This window comes from Photobacterium sp. AWH4_225 (assembly GCF_056158405.1).
In genome coordinates this window covers 1,740,676-1,758,319 of sequence record NZ_JBSWTF010000004.1, presented here as the reverse complement: position 1 = coordinate 1,758,319, position 17,644 = coordinate 1,740,676, and the positions used below count along the sequence as shown (strand labels likewise).

General features: G+C 47.9%; 16 protein-coding genes. 1 reads left to right on the top strand and 15 read right to left on the bottom strand.

Annotated elements, in window-relative coordinates; translation table 11 throughout:
* Nucleotides 1-785 precede the first annotated feature (785 nt).
* Nucleotides 786-3,647, bottom strand: coding sequence for an Ig-like domain-containing protein (locus ACXAD4_RS25050; RefSeq protein WP_475244741.1), 2,862 nt, complete (start codon nt 3,645-3,647; stop codon nt 786-788).
* Between the two features lie 519 nt (nt 3,648-4,166).
* On the opposite strand from ACXAD4_RS25050, the gene ACXAD4_RS25045 reads away from it, so the two are divergent.
* On the top strand, nt 4,167-4,658 hold the full coding sequence (locus tag ACXAD4_RS25045) for a VOC family protein (RefSeq protein ID WP_475244740.1): 492 nt from the start codon (nt 4,167-4,169) through the stop codon (nt 4,656-4,658).
* A 112-nt stretch (nt 4,659-4,770) separates the two neighbouring features.
* On the opposite strand, the gene ureG is transcribed toward ACXAD4_RS25045, so the two are convergent.
* The 14 genes from ureG to pstB form a co-directional block, all read right to left on the bottom strand.
* The gene (gene ureG, locus ACXAD4_RS25040) at nt 4,771-5,394 is read right to left on the bottom strand and encodes an urease accessory protein UreG (RefSeq protein ID WP_475244739.1); all 624 of its coding nucleotides are present in this window, start codon (nt 5,392-5,394) and stop codon (nt 4,771-4,773) included.
* 38 nt (nt 5,395-5,432) lie between these two features.
* Nucleotides 5,433-6,146, bottom strand: coding sequence for an urease accessory protein UreF (locus tag ACXAD4_RS25035; RefSeq protein WP_475244738.1), 714 nt, complete (start codon nt 6,144-6,146; stop codon nt 5,433-5,435).
* Nucleotide 6,147: 1 nt separating this feature from the next.
* Nucleotides 6,148-6,732, bottom strand: coding sequence for a HupE/UreJ family protein (locus ACXAD4_RS25030; protein ID WP_475244737.1), 585 nt, complete (start codon nt 6,730-6,732; stop codon nt 6,148-6,150).
* Nucleotides 6,733-6,767: 35 nt separating this feature from the next.
* Nucleotides 6,768-7,217, bottom strand: a complete 450-nt coding sequence (gene ureE / locus ACXAD4_RS25025; protein WP_475244736.1) for an urease accessory protein UreE — start codon at nt 7,215-7,217, stop codon at nt 6,768-6,770.
* A gap of 35 nt (nt 7,218-7,252) precedes the next feature.
* Complete coding sequence (gene ureC / locus ACXAD4_RS25020) at nt 7,253-8,956, bottom strand: urease subunit alpha (protein ID WP_475244735.1); 1,704 nt, start codon at nt 8,954-8,956, stop codon at nt 7,253-7,255.
* 40 nt (nt 8,957-8,996) lie between these two features.
* Nucleotides 8,997-9,335, bottom strand: coding sequence for an urease subunit beta (locus tag ACXAD4_RS25015; protein ID WP_475244734.1), 339 nt, complete (start codon nt 9,333-9,335; stop codon nt 8,997-8,999).
* A 43-nt stretch (nt 9,336-9,378) separates the two neighbouring features.
* On the bottom strand, nt 9,379-9,681 hold the full coding sequence (gene ureA / locus ACXAD4_RS25010; protein WP_317520749.1) for an urease subunit gamma: 303 nt from the start codon (nt 9,679-9,681) through the stop codon (nt 9,379-9,381).
* A gap of 47 nt (nt 9,682-9,728) precedes the next feature.
* Nucleotides 9,729-10,622, bottom strand: a complete 894-nt coding sequence (locus ACXAD4_RS25005) for an urease accessory protein UreD (protein ID WP_475244733.1) — start codon at nt 10,620-10,622, stop codon at nt 9,729-9,731.
* On the bottom strand, nt 10,619-11,314 hold the full coding sequence (gene urtE / locus ACXAD4_RS25000; RefSeq protein WP_475244732.1) for an urea ABC transporter ATP-binding subunit UrtE: 696 nt from the start codon (nt 11,312-11,314) through the stop codon (nt 10,619-10,621). Before urtE ends, ACXAD4_RS25005 begins: the two co-directional genes overlap by 4 nt.
* Before the next feature lies 1 nt (nt 11,315).
* Entirely contained in the window at nt 11,316-12,167 is an 852-nt protein-coding gene (urtD, locus tag ACXAD4_RS24995; RefSeq protein ID WP_475244731.1) for an urea ABC transporter ATP-binding protein UrtD, read from the bottom strand.
* The gene (gene urtC / locus ACXAD4_RS24990; RefSeq protein WP_475244730.1) at nt 12,164-13,342 is read right to left on the bottom strand and encodes an urea ABC transporter permease subunit UrtC; all 1,179 of its coding nucleotides are present in this window, start codon (nt 13,340-13,342) and stop codon (nt 12,164-12,166) included. Before urtC ends, urtD begins: the two co-directional genes overlap by 4 nt.
* A 10-nt stretch (nt 13,343-13,352) precedes the next feature.
* The gene (urtB, locus tag ACXAD4_RS24985; protein ID WP_475244729.1) at nt 13,353-14,978 is read right to left on the bottom strand and encodes an urea ABC transporter permease subunit UrtB; all 1,626 of its coding nucleotides are present in this window, start codon (nt 14,976-14,978) and stop codon (nt 13,353-13,355) included.
* A gap of 125 nt (nt 14,979-15,103) precedes the next feature.
* Nucleotides 15,104-16,387: an urea ABC transporter substrate-binding protein gene (urtA, locus tag ACXAD4_RS24980; RefSeq protein WP_475244728.1), complete on the bottom strand. Its 1,284-nt coding sequence runs from the start codon at nt 16,385-16,387 to the stop codon at nt 15,104-15,106.
* A 453-nt stretch (nt 16,388-16,840) separates the two neighbouring features.
* Nucleotides 16,841-17,644: a phosphate ABC transporter ATP-binding protein PstB gene (gene pstB, locus ACXAD4_RS24975; RefSeq protein ID WP_475245646.1), complete on the bottom strand. Its 804-nt coding sequence runs from the start codon at nt 17,642-17,644 to the stop codon at nt 16,841-16,843.

Here is a 17,644-nt window from a genome sequence, read left to right as displayed (position 1 = left end):
ATCAGTTATATTTTAAATCAGAAACATAGAGGCTATATTGAGAAGTATATAACAAAGAGATCTTGGTCAAAGTATGAATGTATAGAGTATCATACTTAATTATTTTGTCATCGAAAAAAGATGTTGATGTTGAGATAAATAAGCATCATAAAACAAACATTAATTATACTTATTATAACCCCAGAATTAAATGTCATACGTATCAACTACGAAAAAATTAAATAATACATATAAACTGCTAGCAGGTGAGGCGATTAAAGCTACAAAAGATAAACATTTAAAAATGATGGCAAGTAAATTTTATAAATCTATTAAAACTGCTTAATCAAACTTCAGGTTATTGGGTTATTAAAGATAAGAAAGCGTTTTTTTCTTATGTTAATAAAGAGTAAGGAAAGGTTATTGGAGTTGGTTATCATTATGAATGTATTGAGAGAAGTAATTGATACCTTATTTACAGTACCAACGCACCGCTCAAAGAAAAATATCTTGAATAGCCACGGATTTGATGAACACCATATAGGTATTAGAAAAAGTAGGCCAAATGATGATTTAGATACGTGAGGCTAAAGCGTTAGATAACTTGCTTTGGGGCAGTTATGAGCTAGCCACATCAGCTAGATCCTAGATCGAAGATGGACAGAAGTTAGCTAGTGTATTTAATCCAACATTTTCACAACCTCATTAGTACAAATAAAATTGAGCGAACTAACACAGTGCTTTGCGGGCAAAAAAATGGACATCAAACAGGTGTTTGGTGTCCATACTTTTAGCTAAATTAGCATTTACTTAATTTGGTATTCAATATCAAGTCCGGCCTCATTAAAACAAGCGTTATCGAACTTAGGCTCTTCACCTGACCTGTAATAATGACAAAAATCAACTTGTCCTGATTCATCAAAGTACTTACGTTTTAAAATATCACCGACTTCGCTGTACCAATAAAGGTCTTTCTGCTGGTACTCCCCATTCACGCTATAGCCGTAATTAATAATGTCAGGACCTGCGTCACGTCCATACACCCAGTCACCATGTACATTAGTCTTCATCCAAGACTGGTACTGAATATCACCATTAATGAAGTACTTAATCACTGATGGTTGGTCATCTACGATAACGTAAAGCTCATCTTCTATTTTGGATTCCATTTTAAGTAATGGCTCACCATTGCTATCTAGACGGTCATAATAAGCGAATGAAGTATAGCCATCAGGGTTAGTGTTCAACCCTTGGCGGAATGTCCAAGCATGTTCAGGATTGCCTGAATCATAAAAGCGAGTCATTGCTGGCGCGCATTGGTTGTGATAGGTGTATTGATCACCCTTATAATAACCAGTAGTAACGTATCCAGAACTGCTAAACTGCGACTGAATAGGGTAAACCGTACCATCAGTATCGATAAAATGGGTGCATTCGTTGATAGGTTCAATGATTGGCTCGTCATTAGTATCAATACCGTACTGTCTATCTAAATCTGCTTCTGTTTTAACTATTTGACCGTGCTCATCAATGATTTGGCAATTACTGTAATGCATTTCTGCATTCGTTAACGGGTCAATATATTTACACCACTGAACGGTACCATCATCATTAAAAACTGACTGTTTTTCACGATTTTGTTCAGCATCATGCCATATTAAACTGCTATAGAATGACTCAGGTGTATCCGAATAGGTGATAGAATCTGGACCAAAATTTCGTGCAGAGACGTAATCTGCTCCAGCTTTCCAAGCTTTAACTCGAATTCTACCACTTGGGTAATATTGATACACAGATGGTTGGTCATCTAAGATCATATAGTGCCCATTCTCATCATGCCTATATTCTAAACTCTTAATTGGATTCCCTAAATCATTTACAGCATCAAGGTAATGAACAGAAGAAATCTCGCCATCATTATGATTTACACCATGTAAATAGTGGCTCTCACGTTCAAGTCTACCTGATGGGTAGTATTGAATATAAGCAGCTTGACAGTCATGGTGACGGATAAATTGCCTGTCTTTTGTGTAACCCCAAACATGAAGTATCGTTCCATCACTATCGATACTTTCATCTTTTGTTATTGGATAAATATTGCCCTTATCATCCACGTAGTTTTCACAGTGATCGATAGGCGCTGTAACAATGTTTTCAGGCTCTACTGCTTGTTGCTGTATCGTGAGAGGTTGTGTTTCCCCCTCTTCTAAAAGTAGCTCTTGAGATTGCTGATAGATTTCTTGGCCTGCGAAATCTAAGCTATGTGTCATTAAGATAATTGGCGTGTCGGCAGGCATTTGTTGCAGGGTGCCTTTCCAAGTACCATCAACTTTATTTAACTTTGCAATGCGCTCTCCATCACCAAAAATAGCCCTAGCATATGTAGTAAAGCTTGTGTCTTTATCTTCACTCACAGTTGGCACATTGTAGTGAGTATATGTATTAGTGTCGTTAGTCACTTCAACAGGAACATCAAGATACACGGTTGTATCTTCAGCTTCGCCAATAACCAGAGAAATCTCATCACTCAGTGCTGGTAGTAAACCTAGCGCGGCCTGTGTGACCTGAATTGTTACTTGACCTGGGTTTAAGGGTGTAAGTACCCCATCAGCGTCAATGGTAGCAACTTCGCTGTCTGAACTACTAAAGTGCAGACTACTGTTGTTGCCCCCTGATGTCGTTATCTGAACTTGATCACCAAGTGCGGTTATTGGCATATCAATTGGAGTGATGGCAAGAGGCGAATAAACAGCAATTTTAGCCGTCTCAGAGCGTTCACTATGTTCAGACGTTAGTATTAACTGAAAGACCAGTTCTTGTGCTTCGACAATATTGGCAGGAACTACGAAATTAAGTTCTTGTAAACTCGGGTCTTGAATAGATACTGGTATACCTGAAACTTGAGTCCATAAGTAGGAAATGGAGTATACATCCTCCTCTCCATAGTTAACCTTCAATACGACTGGTGAATTAGTCTCATAGGCCTTGTCTGAGCCCATAATGGTAAAGTCTGGAATCGTAGGTAAGTTTGGATTGGTAAACCCATCATCTTCTAAACAACTACCATCTGGACAACTTGTTGTTGGCGGTATAGTTGGTGGATCAACCGGAACCATAGGCAAACTAGGATTAGTAAACCCATCATCTTCTAAACAACTACCATCTGGACAACTTGTTGTTGGCGGTATAGTTGGTGGATCAACCGGAACCATAGGCAAACTAGGGTTAGTAAACCCATCATCTTCTAAACAACTACCATCTGGACAACTTGTTGTTGGCGGTATAGTTGGTGGATCAACCGGAACCATAGGCAAACTAGGATTAGTAAACCCATCATCTTCTAAACAACTACCATCTGGACAACTTGTTGTTGGCGGTATAGTTGGTGGATCAACCGGAACCATAGGCAAACTAGGGTTAGTAAACCCATCATCTTCTAAACAACTACCATCTGGACAACTTGTTGTTGGCGGTATAGTTGGTGGATCAACCGGAACCATAGGCAAACTAGGGTTAGTAAACCCATCATCTTCTAGACAACTACCGTCTGGACAACTTGTTGTGGCCGGAATTGAGGGTCGTTGCGGTGAACTATCGGAGTCACCACCGCCACAGCCTGAAAGTAGAATCGACAGAGTTGCAACTAGACAAGAACGTTGAAAAATCATTTGTTGTTTAATCTGCTTTTAATAAAGTCGAGATTATAGATGTGCAACTATTCTGTACGACATCAAATTTTTTTTATCGATACGATAGTATTGATTACATAACCAATATCTATCTCCGCTGTATCATTCATCTTAATATGAAAATCAGCACTCGAACTGAAGTTCTAAATCATATTTCATAGTAGGTAATATTACGACCCAGTGAATAGCTACTAACTCAGTAGACACTAGTTAGCCTTTTTGGGGACTGCTGGTATTAGAAAATGTAGGTCAAAGGAAGTTATAATTTCGTGTTCAATTGGGAAGTTGAAACACACTTTGGGGCATTTCCGTGTTACACCTTAAGTCAGCAAGCCTATGAACAAACTCACAGGATACTTATACTCCCAACCCACAATTAATAAAATTAAATTATTAAAATTATAATTTTTGATAATTTTAGTTAATCAATCTGTGGCCCTATACTTCTCTCCATCGAAACGAAGCTCGAATCAAATTAAAAAGTATTTGGAGAAAGTTATGAAAATGAATCACGTTGGTATCATGGTTGGCGATATGGACAAAGCGGTTGAGTTCTACACTAAAGCGCTAGGTCTTCGCATTGTAATGAACAACACTAAAGTTATCGAAGAGCGTGAAACTGCAATCGGCCGTATGTGTATTGCCGTATTCGGTGAAGGTTTCAAAGGCTTTAACATTGCGCACTTGGTAACGTCAGACGGTATCGGTGTTGAACTGTTTGAAATGAAAGAGCGCCAAGAGCGTCATAAAGTCGATTTCTCTCGTCTTGGTATCTTCCACTTCTGTCTGCAAGTTGCTAAAGAGCAATTCCCACAGACAATCGCGCGTATTGAAGAGCTTGGCGGTAAAGCTCGCATGGATATCATGCGTTACCACCCAGAAGACGAATCTAAACAAGCACAAATGATCTACATGGAAGACCCGTTTGGAAATCTATTTGAGCTGTACTCGCACACTTACGAAGAGACTTACGCATCTGATTACGAGTAAGAGCTATAAACAGAAAGGGTTGGTATTGATACCAACCCTTTTTTGAACCCAGTTAGAGGCAGCATCCAAGTGGATTCGGATTTATCAGATCCCCTTACAACTTATCTTAATACTACGCCTTCGGCGTCAGCATTCCTTCGGTAATAATAAAATCAATAATGGTATCTAGCCCTTTGCTCTCTTTGAGGTTGGTAAAGACATAAGGCCGGGTTGGACGCATCCGCTTGGTATCTTCTTCCATCACTTCAAGGGAAGCGCCGACATAAGGGGCAAGGTCAATCTTGTTGATCACCAACAGATCCGAACGGGTAATGCCGGGGCCACCTTTACGCGGGATCTTTTCACCTTCTGCAACATCGATAACGTAAATGGTGAGATCGGCCAACTCCGGGCTGAAAGTCGCACTCAGGTTGTCACCACCACTCTCGACGAAAACCACATCCAAGCTCTGGTGACGTTTTGCCAGCTCTTCGACCGCCGCCAAATTCATTGAGGCATCTTCTCGAATAGCCGTATGCGGGCATCCCCCTGTTTCAACACCCATGATCCGGTCGGGATCAAGCGCCTCGGCACGGGTCAGGATCTTGGCATCTTCCTGGGTGTAGATATCGTTGGTAACAACCGCGATGTTCAACTTGTCGCGAATTGCTTTACACAACACTTCAAGTAACGCAGTTTTACCTGACCCTACCGGGCCTCCAATTCCGACGCGAAGCGGCTGCTTATATGTTTCCATAACAATCCTTATTTTCTAATTCTCTTTAGCCCTTCGGCTTATGAACGGAACAAACGGGTATATTGTGTTTCATGTAGGCTGCTGGCCAATGACACCACAGGGGTAAAGCTCCCCATCATGGTCTCATCAACCTGTGAGGAGATTAATTCCATTTCAGGGAACAAGTGCGTCAGTTCCACCAATGCCCGCTGCCCATCTGTCTGGCCTAGTGGAACAAGCTTCACCCCAGCCATCACCAAGTTTTCTGCCCAGCTCCAAAGATAGCCCTGCTTCATCGCTTGCGGGGTTATCCCCCATTGGAGGCCGGCAACACACAGCCCGACGAGTTGATTAGGATCAGTTTTGCTTCCCAAGTACTCGTCCACCGGGATATCCAGCTGCTTGAGCAGTACATTCAGTGCTTTTCCCCGCTGGGTTTCCTCGGCCCGTAACTCTTTGGTCTCACGGCTTGAGCAAAGCAGGTTACTCAGCGCTTCAATCCTTGGCAGATCGCGCCCTTCAATCGCTTGGTAAAACCTATCGATCAACGGCAACTCGAGTGTTGCCACGCTATAGCGCAGCTGGTTCTCGAGCCAAAGCACCATGGTCGCTCTGTCTTTAACCCATCCCGCTTCAACCGCCCACTCCAGCCCTTGCGAATAGGTGAAGCCACCGATAGGCAATGAGGGGCTGATTAGTTGAAACAAACGGTAGGTCGCAAACTGGCTATCACCTAAACCGACTTCGCATATCCCCATCGCCTCGGCCGCCATATCAAGCCACCAGCAAATAAACGAGGCTGGCAGAAGCCACGCCTGCAGAGATCCAGCGGCTGGAAGCAAAAGCAGCGAGTCGGTTACCCAGCAACATTAATGCTGAGGCTGAAATCGCCATCGCAACCGCAAACATGGAGACATTGCCTGTTGCCTCAACACCATGGGCATAACCGTGGCAAAAGATAAGGGCAACACAGACTGCCACTGCCATACTTTTTACCGTCTTACTGGCCGTAAACACCTGCCAAAGGGCGGCGCTAACCACCAATAACGAAGCAGCAATTGCTCCCTCAATACCGCTTAGCTCGCCAAAATTTAGCCCTGCTGCTACACCACTTACCATGGCAATGAGCGCAGCCGCCAGCAAGCTCAGCTGGCTGCTTGTTTTCTTAACCGTGAAGAAGGCCAATGCGCCAAACGCAAGCAGCATGATGAGGTGATCTACACCGGTGATCGGGTGTACAAGCCCGCTAAAAAAGGAAGAATGCTCATGGCCAGGGTGGGCATGCGCTGTAACAGGAAGAGCCATCGCTGCGACAGCAAAAAACGAAAACATTGCAGAGAAAAATTTAGATGGTTTCATTGTCATATCCTTGTACAAAAACGTGAGCTTTGTTTCTAGTGATGATGGTGCCCGCCAGAGCGGCCGCCGTAAGCGCCGCCTTCTGGTTCAATCGGTGCGTTTTCAACAGTAACCTGAGCACCCAGCCCAACCACCATCTCGTCTAACACATGGTCGTGTTGGTAACGCACCCAATCTGCTTCCACCTGAAGCGGTACATGTCGGTTACCCAGATGGTAAGCAACGCGCATCAGCAAATGGCGATCAGCGCAATACACTGTCGATACCTGCTCGCTGGCGGCCTTGATCTCCACAACCTCGCCACAACGGCTCTTGAGCTGCTCGCCACCACGTAGAATGTGGCCTCTTGGCAGAAACAAGCCCGCATCACGACCGTCATCCAGAACGACCTTCAAACGGCTTTTGATCCGGCTGTCTATCGGAAGGCTCAAATACGCATCGGGCTTCGATGTCGCCTTTTCTGTCACTTCAACCAACTCAATCATTTACATATCCCTTGTTATTATTTGAACTACATGAATCAAAACAAAAAGTAGCGCTGAGCCATTGGCAATACCTCTGCCGGCTCACATACCAAAAGTTCACCATCAGCGCGAACCTGATAGGTCTGAGAATCCACCTCAATGCGAGGCTGCCAATCATTGAGCTTCATATCGGCCTTGCTAATTGTCCGGCAATTTTTGGCAACACCAATTTGGCTGCCTAGCTGAAGCTCTTCAGCAATCCCTGCCTCTTTAGCAGCTGCCGAGACAAACAACATCGAGGTATTCATGGCCGCTTTGCCGTAACTGCCAAACATTGCTCGGTAGTGGACTGGCTGCGGGGTAGGTATAGACGCATTGGGATCCCCCATCGGAGCCATGGCTATCATGCCGCCTTTGACAACGACACTCGGCTTCACCCCAAAAAAGGCGGGCTTCCACAGCACCAAATCCGCCAGCTTACCGACTTCAATAGAGCCAATTTCATGCCCCATGCCATGGGTAATCGCAGGGTTGATGGTGTATTTAGCGACATAGCGCTTGAGGCGGAAGTTATCGCTGAAGCTGGAATCTTCCGCCAAGCTGCCACGCTGAACCTTCATCTTATGGGCGGTTTGCCATGTACGGGTGATCACCTCTCCGACTCGGCCCATGGCCTGAGAATCCGAAGCGATCATTGAGAACGCACCCAGATCGTGAAGGATATCTTCTGCGGCAATGGTTTCCCGCCGGATGCGCGACTCAGCAAAAGCGACATCTTCGGCGATAGCCGGTGACAGGTGATGGCACACCATCAACATATCCAAATGCTCATCAACCGTATTCACCGTGTAAGGGCGGGTTGGATTGGTCGATGACGGCAAGACGTTTGACTCCCCGGCAGCCCGGATAATATCCGGCGCATGGCCACCACCCGCTCCTTCGGTGTGATAGGTGTGGATCACCCGATCACCAATCGCCGCCAGGGTAGACTCGACGAAACCTGACTCATTAAGGGTATCGGTATGAATAGCGACCTGAACATCCATCTCATCGGCAACTGACAAGCAGGTATCAATCGACGCAGGTGTCGTGCCCCAATCTTCATGGAGCTTTAGCCCCACCGCCCCAGCAGCAACTTGCTCTCGCAATGCCTCTGGCTGGCTGGCGTTACCCTTGCCCAGCAGGCCAAAGTTCATTGGGAAACCATCCAAAGCCTGGAGCATTTGCGCCATATTCCAAGGTCCCGGTGTACAAGTAGTCGCATTGGTACCTGTTGCAGGGCCTGTCCCGCCACCAATCATAGTGGTGACCCCAGAAGCTAATGCTTCTTCAATTTGCTGCGGGCAGATAAAGTGGATATGGGAGTCGATACCCCCTGCGGTGAGAATGGCACCTTCACCTGCCAGCACTTCAGTCCCAGGACCAATAATGATATCTACCCCAGGCTGAATATCAGGGTTCCCGGCTTTGCCGATACCGCTGATCCGGCCATTTTTCACCGCTACATCTGCTTTCACGATGCCCCAGTAATCAAGCACGATGGCATTGGTGATCACCAAATCTGGCGTTTCGGCACTTGGGCGCTGGCTCTGTCCCATTCCATCGCGGATCACCTTACCGCCGCCAAACTTCACTTCATCCCCATAAACAGTGAAGTCTTTTTCGACCTCCAGCCACAACTCGGTATCGGCAAGACGCACCCGATCACCCACTGTTGGGCCAAACATTTCGGCATAAGCCTGACGTGAAATGTTTGCCATAACTCTTCCTTGTATAATTTTTAGAGACGATGCTGACGGGCTAGACTTGGCCCATCACTTTTCCTTGGAAGCCGTAAACTTCGCGTTTTCCCGCATACTCAACCAACTCCACCGTCCGGGATTGGCCCGGCTCGAAACGCGTTGCAGTACCAGCGGGAATGTTTAGGCGAAACCCTTTGCAGGCTTGCCGGTCAAGCTTAAGGGCGTCATTAACTTCAAAGAAATGATAATGTGAGCCAATCTGAATCGGCCTATCACCGAGATTCTCAACCGCAACAGTGATGGTTGCCCTGCCTGCGTTGAGCTCGATTTCACCGCTTGCTGTTTCAATTTGCCCGGGTACAAAAGCTGAGGTATTAAACGCGCTGCTCCCTGCCATTTTGACTCCTTGTTGATCTGCGTTTTCTACGTAAAAAGAGCCGCTATACAATCGGCTCGTGTACCGTCACTAGCTTGGTGCCATCGGGAAACGTCGCCTCAACCTGAACGTCTGGGATCATTGCAGCCACCCCTTCCATCACATCATCAACCGACAACAGAGTACGGCCATAGTCCATCAACTGAGCGACCGTTTTGCCTTCCCGCGCACCTTCCAAGATTGCACTACTGATAAAAGCAATGGATTCAGGATAATTGAGCTTAAGCCCTCTCTCCTTGCGCTGTTTAGCCAACATACCGGCACAAAAAATCAGTAGCTTGTCCTTCTCCCTTGGCGTCAACTCCATGTCTTTCTCCCAGCGGTACTGTGTAAAGGTACTGTCTAAAAATGGTGCTAAGTGGCCCAAATCCGGGGCGGGCTAGGTAGCTTTCCTATCACCTCAACCCTTGCTTGCTGCCACACCTTGGTGAAGCAAGACAAGATATCCTCGCTCCAATTTCCCAGAGCCCTGACAACAACCAGCCCCTCTATTTGGGTAGCCGCCACTATTAACTTATCGCGACCTAATTGCTCCTGAATATCAGATAGCAAGGCCTGTACCAATTGATAGAAGTCCTGCCCCATTTCGGTTAAGTACAGTGTCCCCATCATGGGGAAATTCTGCATCCCCATATTTATCAATACCTTATCGCCTCCAGACATATTCAAGCCTTCAGTGAGCACTCGACGTTCATCAAGATAAACCTCTGTTTTACCGACGAGTTTTCCACTGTCGAAGCACTCATTTAGTGCAGGCCGACCAAAACAGTGCAGCTCCCAGCCCACAAATTGTGCGCCGCGCTCAAGGTGGATAGCGGTATTGAGCTGGGCATGGGCGTCTGGGAAGAAAATATTCTCTTGTGGCAGCCATTCGAGCCTGCCGCCAGCTTCAACGGTTAGGTGCTGGGTTTGCTTCGCAAAACGGCTCTCTGAGCGATAAAACTTGGTTGCCCCAGGCGTTGTTACCAATACATTTGCTCCCGCGCCGACATCGACGCGGATATCAAGGGTATCGCCACCTGCAACTCCCCCCGGGGGATGGAGCAGATAGCTATGGCAGATCTCGCCTTCCGGGTACAGTGCCTGCTGCACCGCTAGCGGGCCTTTCTGCTCCCGGTGCTTGAGTACGGTTTTGTCGCCCCTGTCGCGGTAGCACAAGCTCAACTCAGCCAGCCAACCATGGCGGGTATGCTGGGCAATTTGGTTGGCTGTCGGTTGGGATAAAGCAGGTGAAATAAGCGCCGTCATACAGTCAGGTACTCCTTGACCAAGCTGTCATTGAGATCGTCCATTTGCCCGCTGGCAACATGACGCCCCCTATCAAGAATGCAGAACTGATCGCCTACCCGGCGGGCAAACGGCAGTTTTTGCTCAACCAGCAACACGGTCAGCCCCATTTTTTCGTTAAGCATCCTGATAATATCGCCTATCTCCTGCACGATATTCGGCTGGATCCCCTCTGTAGGCTCATCCAAAATCAACAGCTTTGGATTAACCACCAACGCCCGGCCTATTGCCAATTGTTGCTGTTGCCCCCCCGATAAATCGCCTCCTCGGCGGTGGAGCATCTCCTTAAGGACAGGGAACAAGTCAAAAATAAAATCAGGGATCTTGCGGTCACCCCGGTCGCGGATAGGCAAGCCGATTTCCAGGTTCTCCTGCACCGTCAGCATCGGGAAAATCTGCCTCCCCTGCGGGACATAGCCTATCCCACACCGTGGGCGGGACTCCGCCGGCTCAGGAAGTATTGACTGGCCATTAAAGGTAATGTCACCACTTTTCGCGCCCACTAGCCCCATAATGCATTGAAGCAAGGTGGTCTTCCCCACCCCGTTCCGTCCCATCAAGACCGTGCACTTACCCTCGGGGATCTGCATATCCACATCCCACAAGGTATGGCTCTCGCCGTAGTACTGATTGAGTGATTTGATTTCTAACATGCTATTCCCCCAGGTAAACCCGCTTCACTTCAGGATGATTTTGTACTTGATCCATAGTGCCTTCAGCCAAGACATGGCCCTGATGAAGCACTGTCACCTCACTGGCAATCGAACGGACAAAGTCCATATCATGCTCAACCACTACCACCGAGTGCTTGCCCGCCAGCGAATTAAGCAACTCTGAGGTTTTATCCATTTCCTGATGGGTCATCCCTGCTACGGGTTCATCAACCAGTAGTAACTTGGGGTTTTGCATTAGCAGCATGCCGATCTCCAGCCATTGTTTTTGGCCATGGGATAAGTTGCCAGCCAACAGCGCAGCATTGTCAGCAAGATTGATGAGTTCCAGAACAGACTCAAGCTTGTCCTGCTGCTCGCCGGTCAATTTAGCCCTAAACGTGCCCCAAACGCTCCGTACCCCAGACATCGCCAGTTCAAGGTTTTGCCAAACAGTGAGGCACTCAATCACCGTGGGCTTTTGAAACTTCCGCCCTACGCCAGCATTGGCGATCTGCGATTCATTCATTGTCAGCAGGTTGATGTTGGAGCCCAGCCAGACTTGCCCTGAATCAGGCTTGGTCTTTCCGGTGATAATATCCATCATGGTGGTTTTACCGGCTCCGTTAGGGCCGATAATGCAGCGCAGCTCCCCCTCGCGAATGTATAAGTTGAGGTCGTTAATCGCCTTGAATCCATCAAAGCTTTTGTTCACCCCTTCCACATAGAGCAAGATATTGTGCTTGGTATCGATTAAGGGGTGCTCTTCAGGGATCAAGAACGAAAAGACTTCATCGCGCTTTGTCATTTCATGGGCAAAGGTCTGTAGTTTTTTTGCCGTTTCCAATACTGTCATGACGCCACCTCACTGCCATTGCACGCTTGTTGGGATTTCGATGATGTTAGAGAATCCCTACCTTTCCGTTTGAAGCTAAACCGGTTAATGCCATCAGAAATAAACCCAATCACCCCTCTCGGGAAGTACATGGTAGAAAGCACAAACAAGCCGCCGAGGGCAAAGAGCCACACTTCTGGGAACTCGACCGTAAACCAGCTTTTGGCATAATTGATAATCAAGGCGCCGACAATGGCCCCAAACAGCGTTGCCCGCCCGCCAAGCGCTACCCATACCACGACCTCGATAGAGTTCAGTGGCGCAAACTCACCTGGGTTTATGATCCCCACTTGCGGAACATACAAAGCCCCGGCAATCCCAGCGATTACTGCAGACAACACGAAGACCCATAACTTGATGCCGTCGACGTCATAGCCCATGAAACGAGTGCGCGATTCGGTATCTCGGATAGCCATCGCGACACGCCCCAACCGGCTGCTAACCACCGTGCGGCACACGATATAGCTAGCCGCAAGAGCCAGTCCGGTACAGACAAACAATGCGATTTTGGTTGTATCCTGCTGCAGGCTGTAACCGAGGATGTCCTTGAAATCCGTCAGGCCGTTATTACCGCCAAATCCCATTTCATTGCGGAAGAACGCCAGCATAAGGGCATAGGTCAGGGCCTGGGTCATGATCGACAAGTACACCCCTGATACCCTTGAGCGAAAAGCCAGGTAGCCAAAAATGTATGCCAGCAGGCCAGGAACCAATACCACCATTAAGCAAGCCAACCAAAACTGATCAAAGCCGTACCAGAACCACGGTAGCTCTGACCAATTGAGGAACACCATAAAGTCCGGCAAAACAGGGTCACCATACACGCCCCGGTCACCAATTTGGCGCATCAGGTACATCCCCATGGCATAGCCACCAAGGGCAAAAAAGGCACCGTGCCCAAGGCTAAGGATGCCAAGGTATCCCCACACCAAATCTACCGCGAGCGCGAGCATGGCATAACTGAGGTATTTACCCATCAGCGAGATAGTAAACGTTTCGATATGTAGCGGGTGGCCAGCCGGTAATAATAGGTTGGCCATCGGCACCAGAATAACGGCAGCGAGCAGAAGCGTGAGGACGACTTTGCCGCCCCGGTCCCGTCCCAAAGCCGAGAGAATAATTGATTTAGACTGCATCAAGCGCTCCTTAGCTTTCTGCCGCACGGCCACGTTGCGGGAATAGCCCGCGAGGACGTTTCTGGATAAACAGGATGATGAACACCAGCATCAAAATCTTCGCCAGCACTGCCCCGGCCCAAGGTTCCAATAGCTTGTTGAAAAGCCCCAGCCCCAAGCCAGCGACCAGGGTGCCCCAGAGGTTGCCGACCCCGCCAAACACCACCACCATAAAGGAATCGATGATGTAGGCTTGGCCCATATTCGGCCCGACATTCGTCAGCTGTGACAAGGCCACCCCGGCAACACCGGCTACGCCTGAGCCCAGCCCAAACGTTAGGGCATCGACGCGCTCAGAGCGGATCCCCATTGCCCTGGCCATTGCCCTGTTTTGGGAGACAGCCCGGACTTGCAGGCCAAGAGGGGTTTTCTTCAACACCACCACCATGGCGATAAACACCAAGGCACAGAAAATAATGATGTAAAGGCGGTTATAGGTCAGCGACAACATGGGGTTAAGCTCCCAGGCACCCGCCATCCAATCTGGCGTACTGACCGAGCGATTAAGTGGAGAGAAGATAGATCGTACCGCTTGCTGGAGGATCAAACTGATCCCGAATGTCGCCAATAAGGTTTCCAGTGGCCGGCCATAGAGGTGCCTGATCACACTGCGCTCAATCGCAATGCCCACCAGCCCAGAAATAATGAAAGCCATTGGAATAGACAGAATTAACGCCACACCAATCTGTTGGGGGAAAAGCTGTTGCATCACATAAGTGGTGTAGGCGCCAATCATGATCAGCTCACCGTGGGCCATGTTAATAACCCCCATCACGCCAAAGGTGATGGCAAGGCCTATACCGGCAAGTACCAGTACCGACCCTAAGCTAAGACCAAAGAAAACCGTTTCCACCCCGGAGTAAAAGCGCTGGCTCTGGTGGTACTTATCTAGCCCTTTTTCGACCGCCGCCGAGAGCTCCGGATCAAGTGACTGGGGCTGCAGCCTATTCAGGGTTTGCAGCACAATGGCTTGCCTGTATTCAGACAGTGTCTCTACCGCTGCGATACGTGCTTGGGTTGGTTCGCTGTTATCCACCGCTTTACTGACGGCTAATGCAAGCTGCAGCCTGTCTTGAACTTGGGGATCTTGCTCAACACTTAGCTGAGCCGTGATCCTTTCAAGGATCTCATCATCGGTTTGCCCCAGCAGCCCATTCGCAGCCTGCAGGCGGACAGCAGGATCAGGCGAGTTCAGCCCCAGTGATGCCAACTGCATCCTTATCATGCTACGCAACTTGTTATTGACCCGCACTTTGCCAAAATCTCGCGAGCGAGAAACGGTCAGCTGCTCGGCATCCCAAATACCATCGGCCTGTTTGCCATTTCTTCCGGCAATAATATAAAGCTTCTTATAAGCTTCACTTTTCTTGTCTTTGTAATAAAACAAATCCCCTTCCAACCACGCACGCAGAATAGGCTTAGCCTTTTCTGTTGGCTGGTTGGCTACTAGCCACTCAATGGCTATTTCCTTGTCTTTATTATTTTTCCCAAGCAATACCCGATCAAAATCATCCGTTGAACTGACCGAAGCAAACGCCATGGGAGTACATAACAAGAAGACCATGAGTGCTTTAACGAGCTTCATTAAAGGTGTCATTTCTTGTGTCCTTACTGGCAATTAACGACTTCCAAGGTGGGCAAAAACCCACAGAACATAGCGCTTCAGCTTTACACTGAAGCGCTATCAATAAAGGGCAAACTGCCCTTAATGTTTACGAGGGGTTAATTCGAGCCTGAACACTTTTTGGTTTCAGTGTTGAAGGCACCACAAGAGAATGGCTTAGACCAGCTAGAATATAACTTGGCTGACTCAGGAAGATACTTAGACCATGCATCACCGGCCACTAGCCCTGTTGTCTCCCAAACGACATCAAACTGGCCATCATCTTGGATCTCGCCAATCAGCACGGGTTTGGTGATGTGGTGGTTTGGCAACATGGTCGAGTAGCCGCCAGAAAGGTTAGGCACCGCAATACCGATTAGCGCATCTTGTACCGCTTCCGAATCCGTCGTACCGGCATTCTTCACCGCCTGTACCCACATATTAAAGCCGATATAGTGTGCTTCCATCGGGTCGTTGGTCACCCGCTCTTCACTTTTGATAAACGACTGCCAGCCGTCAATGAAATCTTCATTCTGCTCTGTATCAACACTCATGAAGTAGTTCCAGGCCGCAAGGTGGCCGACTAACGGCGATGTATCCATGCCAGATAGCTCTTCTTCACCCACGGAGAACGCGACAACAGGGATGTCTTCAGAGGAGACGCCCTGGGCACCTAACTCTTTGTAAAAGGGAACGTTCGCGTCGCCGTTGATGGTTGAAACTACCGCCGTTTTCTTACCCGCAGAGCCAAACTTCTTGATATCAGACACTATCGACTGCCAGTCAGAGTGGCCAAACGGGGTGTAGCTGATCATGATGTCGCCTTCATCAACACCTTTAGCTTTTAAGTAAGACTCAAGAATTTTGTTGGTGGTGCGCGGGTAGACATAGTCTGTACCTGCCAGCACCCAACGCTCGACATCCAACTCATCCATCAGGTATTCAACAGCAGGGATCGCCTGCTGGTTAGGCGCAGCACCGGTATAGAAAACATTCTTGGAGGATTCCTCACCCTCATATTGCACAGGGTAGAACAAGATACTGTTGAGCTCTTCAAACACCGGCAGCATTGATTTACGGGAGACCGACGTCCAACCACCAAACACTACATCAACTTTTTCTTTTTCGATAAGTTCACGGGCTTTTTCAGCAAATAGAGGCCAGTTCGAAGCAGGATCCACGACCACCGCCTCCAGCTTCTTGCCTAACAGGCCGCCTTTTTTGTTCTGCTCATCGACTAGCATCAATACTGTGTCTTTCAGCGTAGTCTCACTGATCGCCATGGTACCCGATAGCGAATGGAGAACCCCGACCTTGATCGTCTCTTCAGCCGATGCTGCCGCTGAGAGCAAAGATAAACTCAGACCCAGTGTTGCTAGATTCAGTTTGGACATCGTGGACATACTTAACATCTCCGTTTGTAATAAATATTCAGTTATGTCCAATCAAAATCGATGCCAAAATAACCCACCTCACCATAAACCAGGTAAGACACTGATTATATTGATTTAATTCTCAAACCCTAAAGCTAGAACACTCTTTTCCAATTATTCCCTCAGTGCATATTGGTGCAATAAAACTACATTTGCCCTAAAACAGTGACTCGCCATTAAGTACTGTTTCAAATCGGGGCAAATAAGGAAATTTATCGGACTTTTCGAAGCATTTAAGCACAAAAAGCCACGATGAATGACTTGACCAACACTTTTGCATAACTTTGAAGACAAAAGGCAATTAAAAAAGCCCCAACCGCGACGGTGAATACCATCACTATTGAGGCTTTGATCTGAGTTTATGATTAGGCTGACTTGTTATTCGATTCTGTTAACCTGCTTCTTTTTAACCTTTTTCTTTTTTTAACCAAAGTCACCGGAAATATAGCGACGGGTTCTATCTTCCTTTGGTGCATTAAAGATTTGATCGGTTTTGCCGAACTCAACCAGCTTGCCAAGGTACATAAAACCGGTGTAATCGGAGATACGCATCGCCTGCTGCATGTTGTGGGTCACAATCACAATAGTGTATTTCTCACGAAGCTCGGTGATCAGCTCCTCAATCGCTGCTGTCGCAATTGGATCCAAGGCCGAGGTCGGTTCATCCATCAGGATGACTTCTGGCTGCAACGCGATCGTACGGGCAATACAAAGGCGCTGCTGCTGGCCACCTGACAAGCCACTAGCATCGGCATGCATCTTATCTTTGACCTCTTCCCACAGATGAGCACGGCGAAGGGCTTTCTCGATACGGGTATCCATTTCCTCTTTGCTCAGGCCACCTTTCATTTTCAGGCCGAACTTCATGTTGTCATAAATAGACATCGGGAACGGGGTTGGCTTTTGGAACACCATGCCAACCTTTGAGCGCAGTTCATTGAGATCCACATTACCCAGGATATCTTCGCCATCGAGCAAGATTTCCCCTTCTGCACGCTGTGAGCCGTAGAGATCATAAATACGGTTCATGGTGCGCAACAGAGTAGACTTACCGCAACCCGACGGGCCAATCAGCGCCGTCACCCGATTATTGAAAATCGGCAAGTTGACGCTTTTCAGCGCAGCCTCATCGGAAGCGTTATAGAAGAAGCTAAGATCACGCACATCCATTCGGTGTCCCAGCGCTATATCCGCACTGGTAACTGTGTTACCAACAGGTGCTGTCAT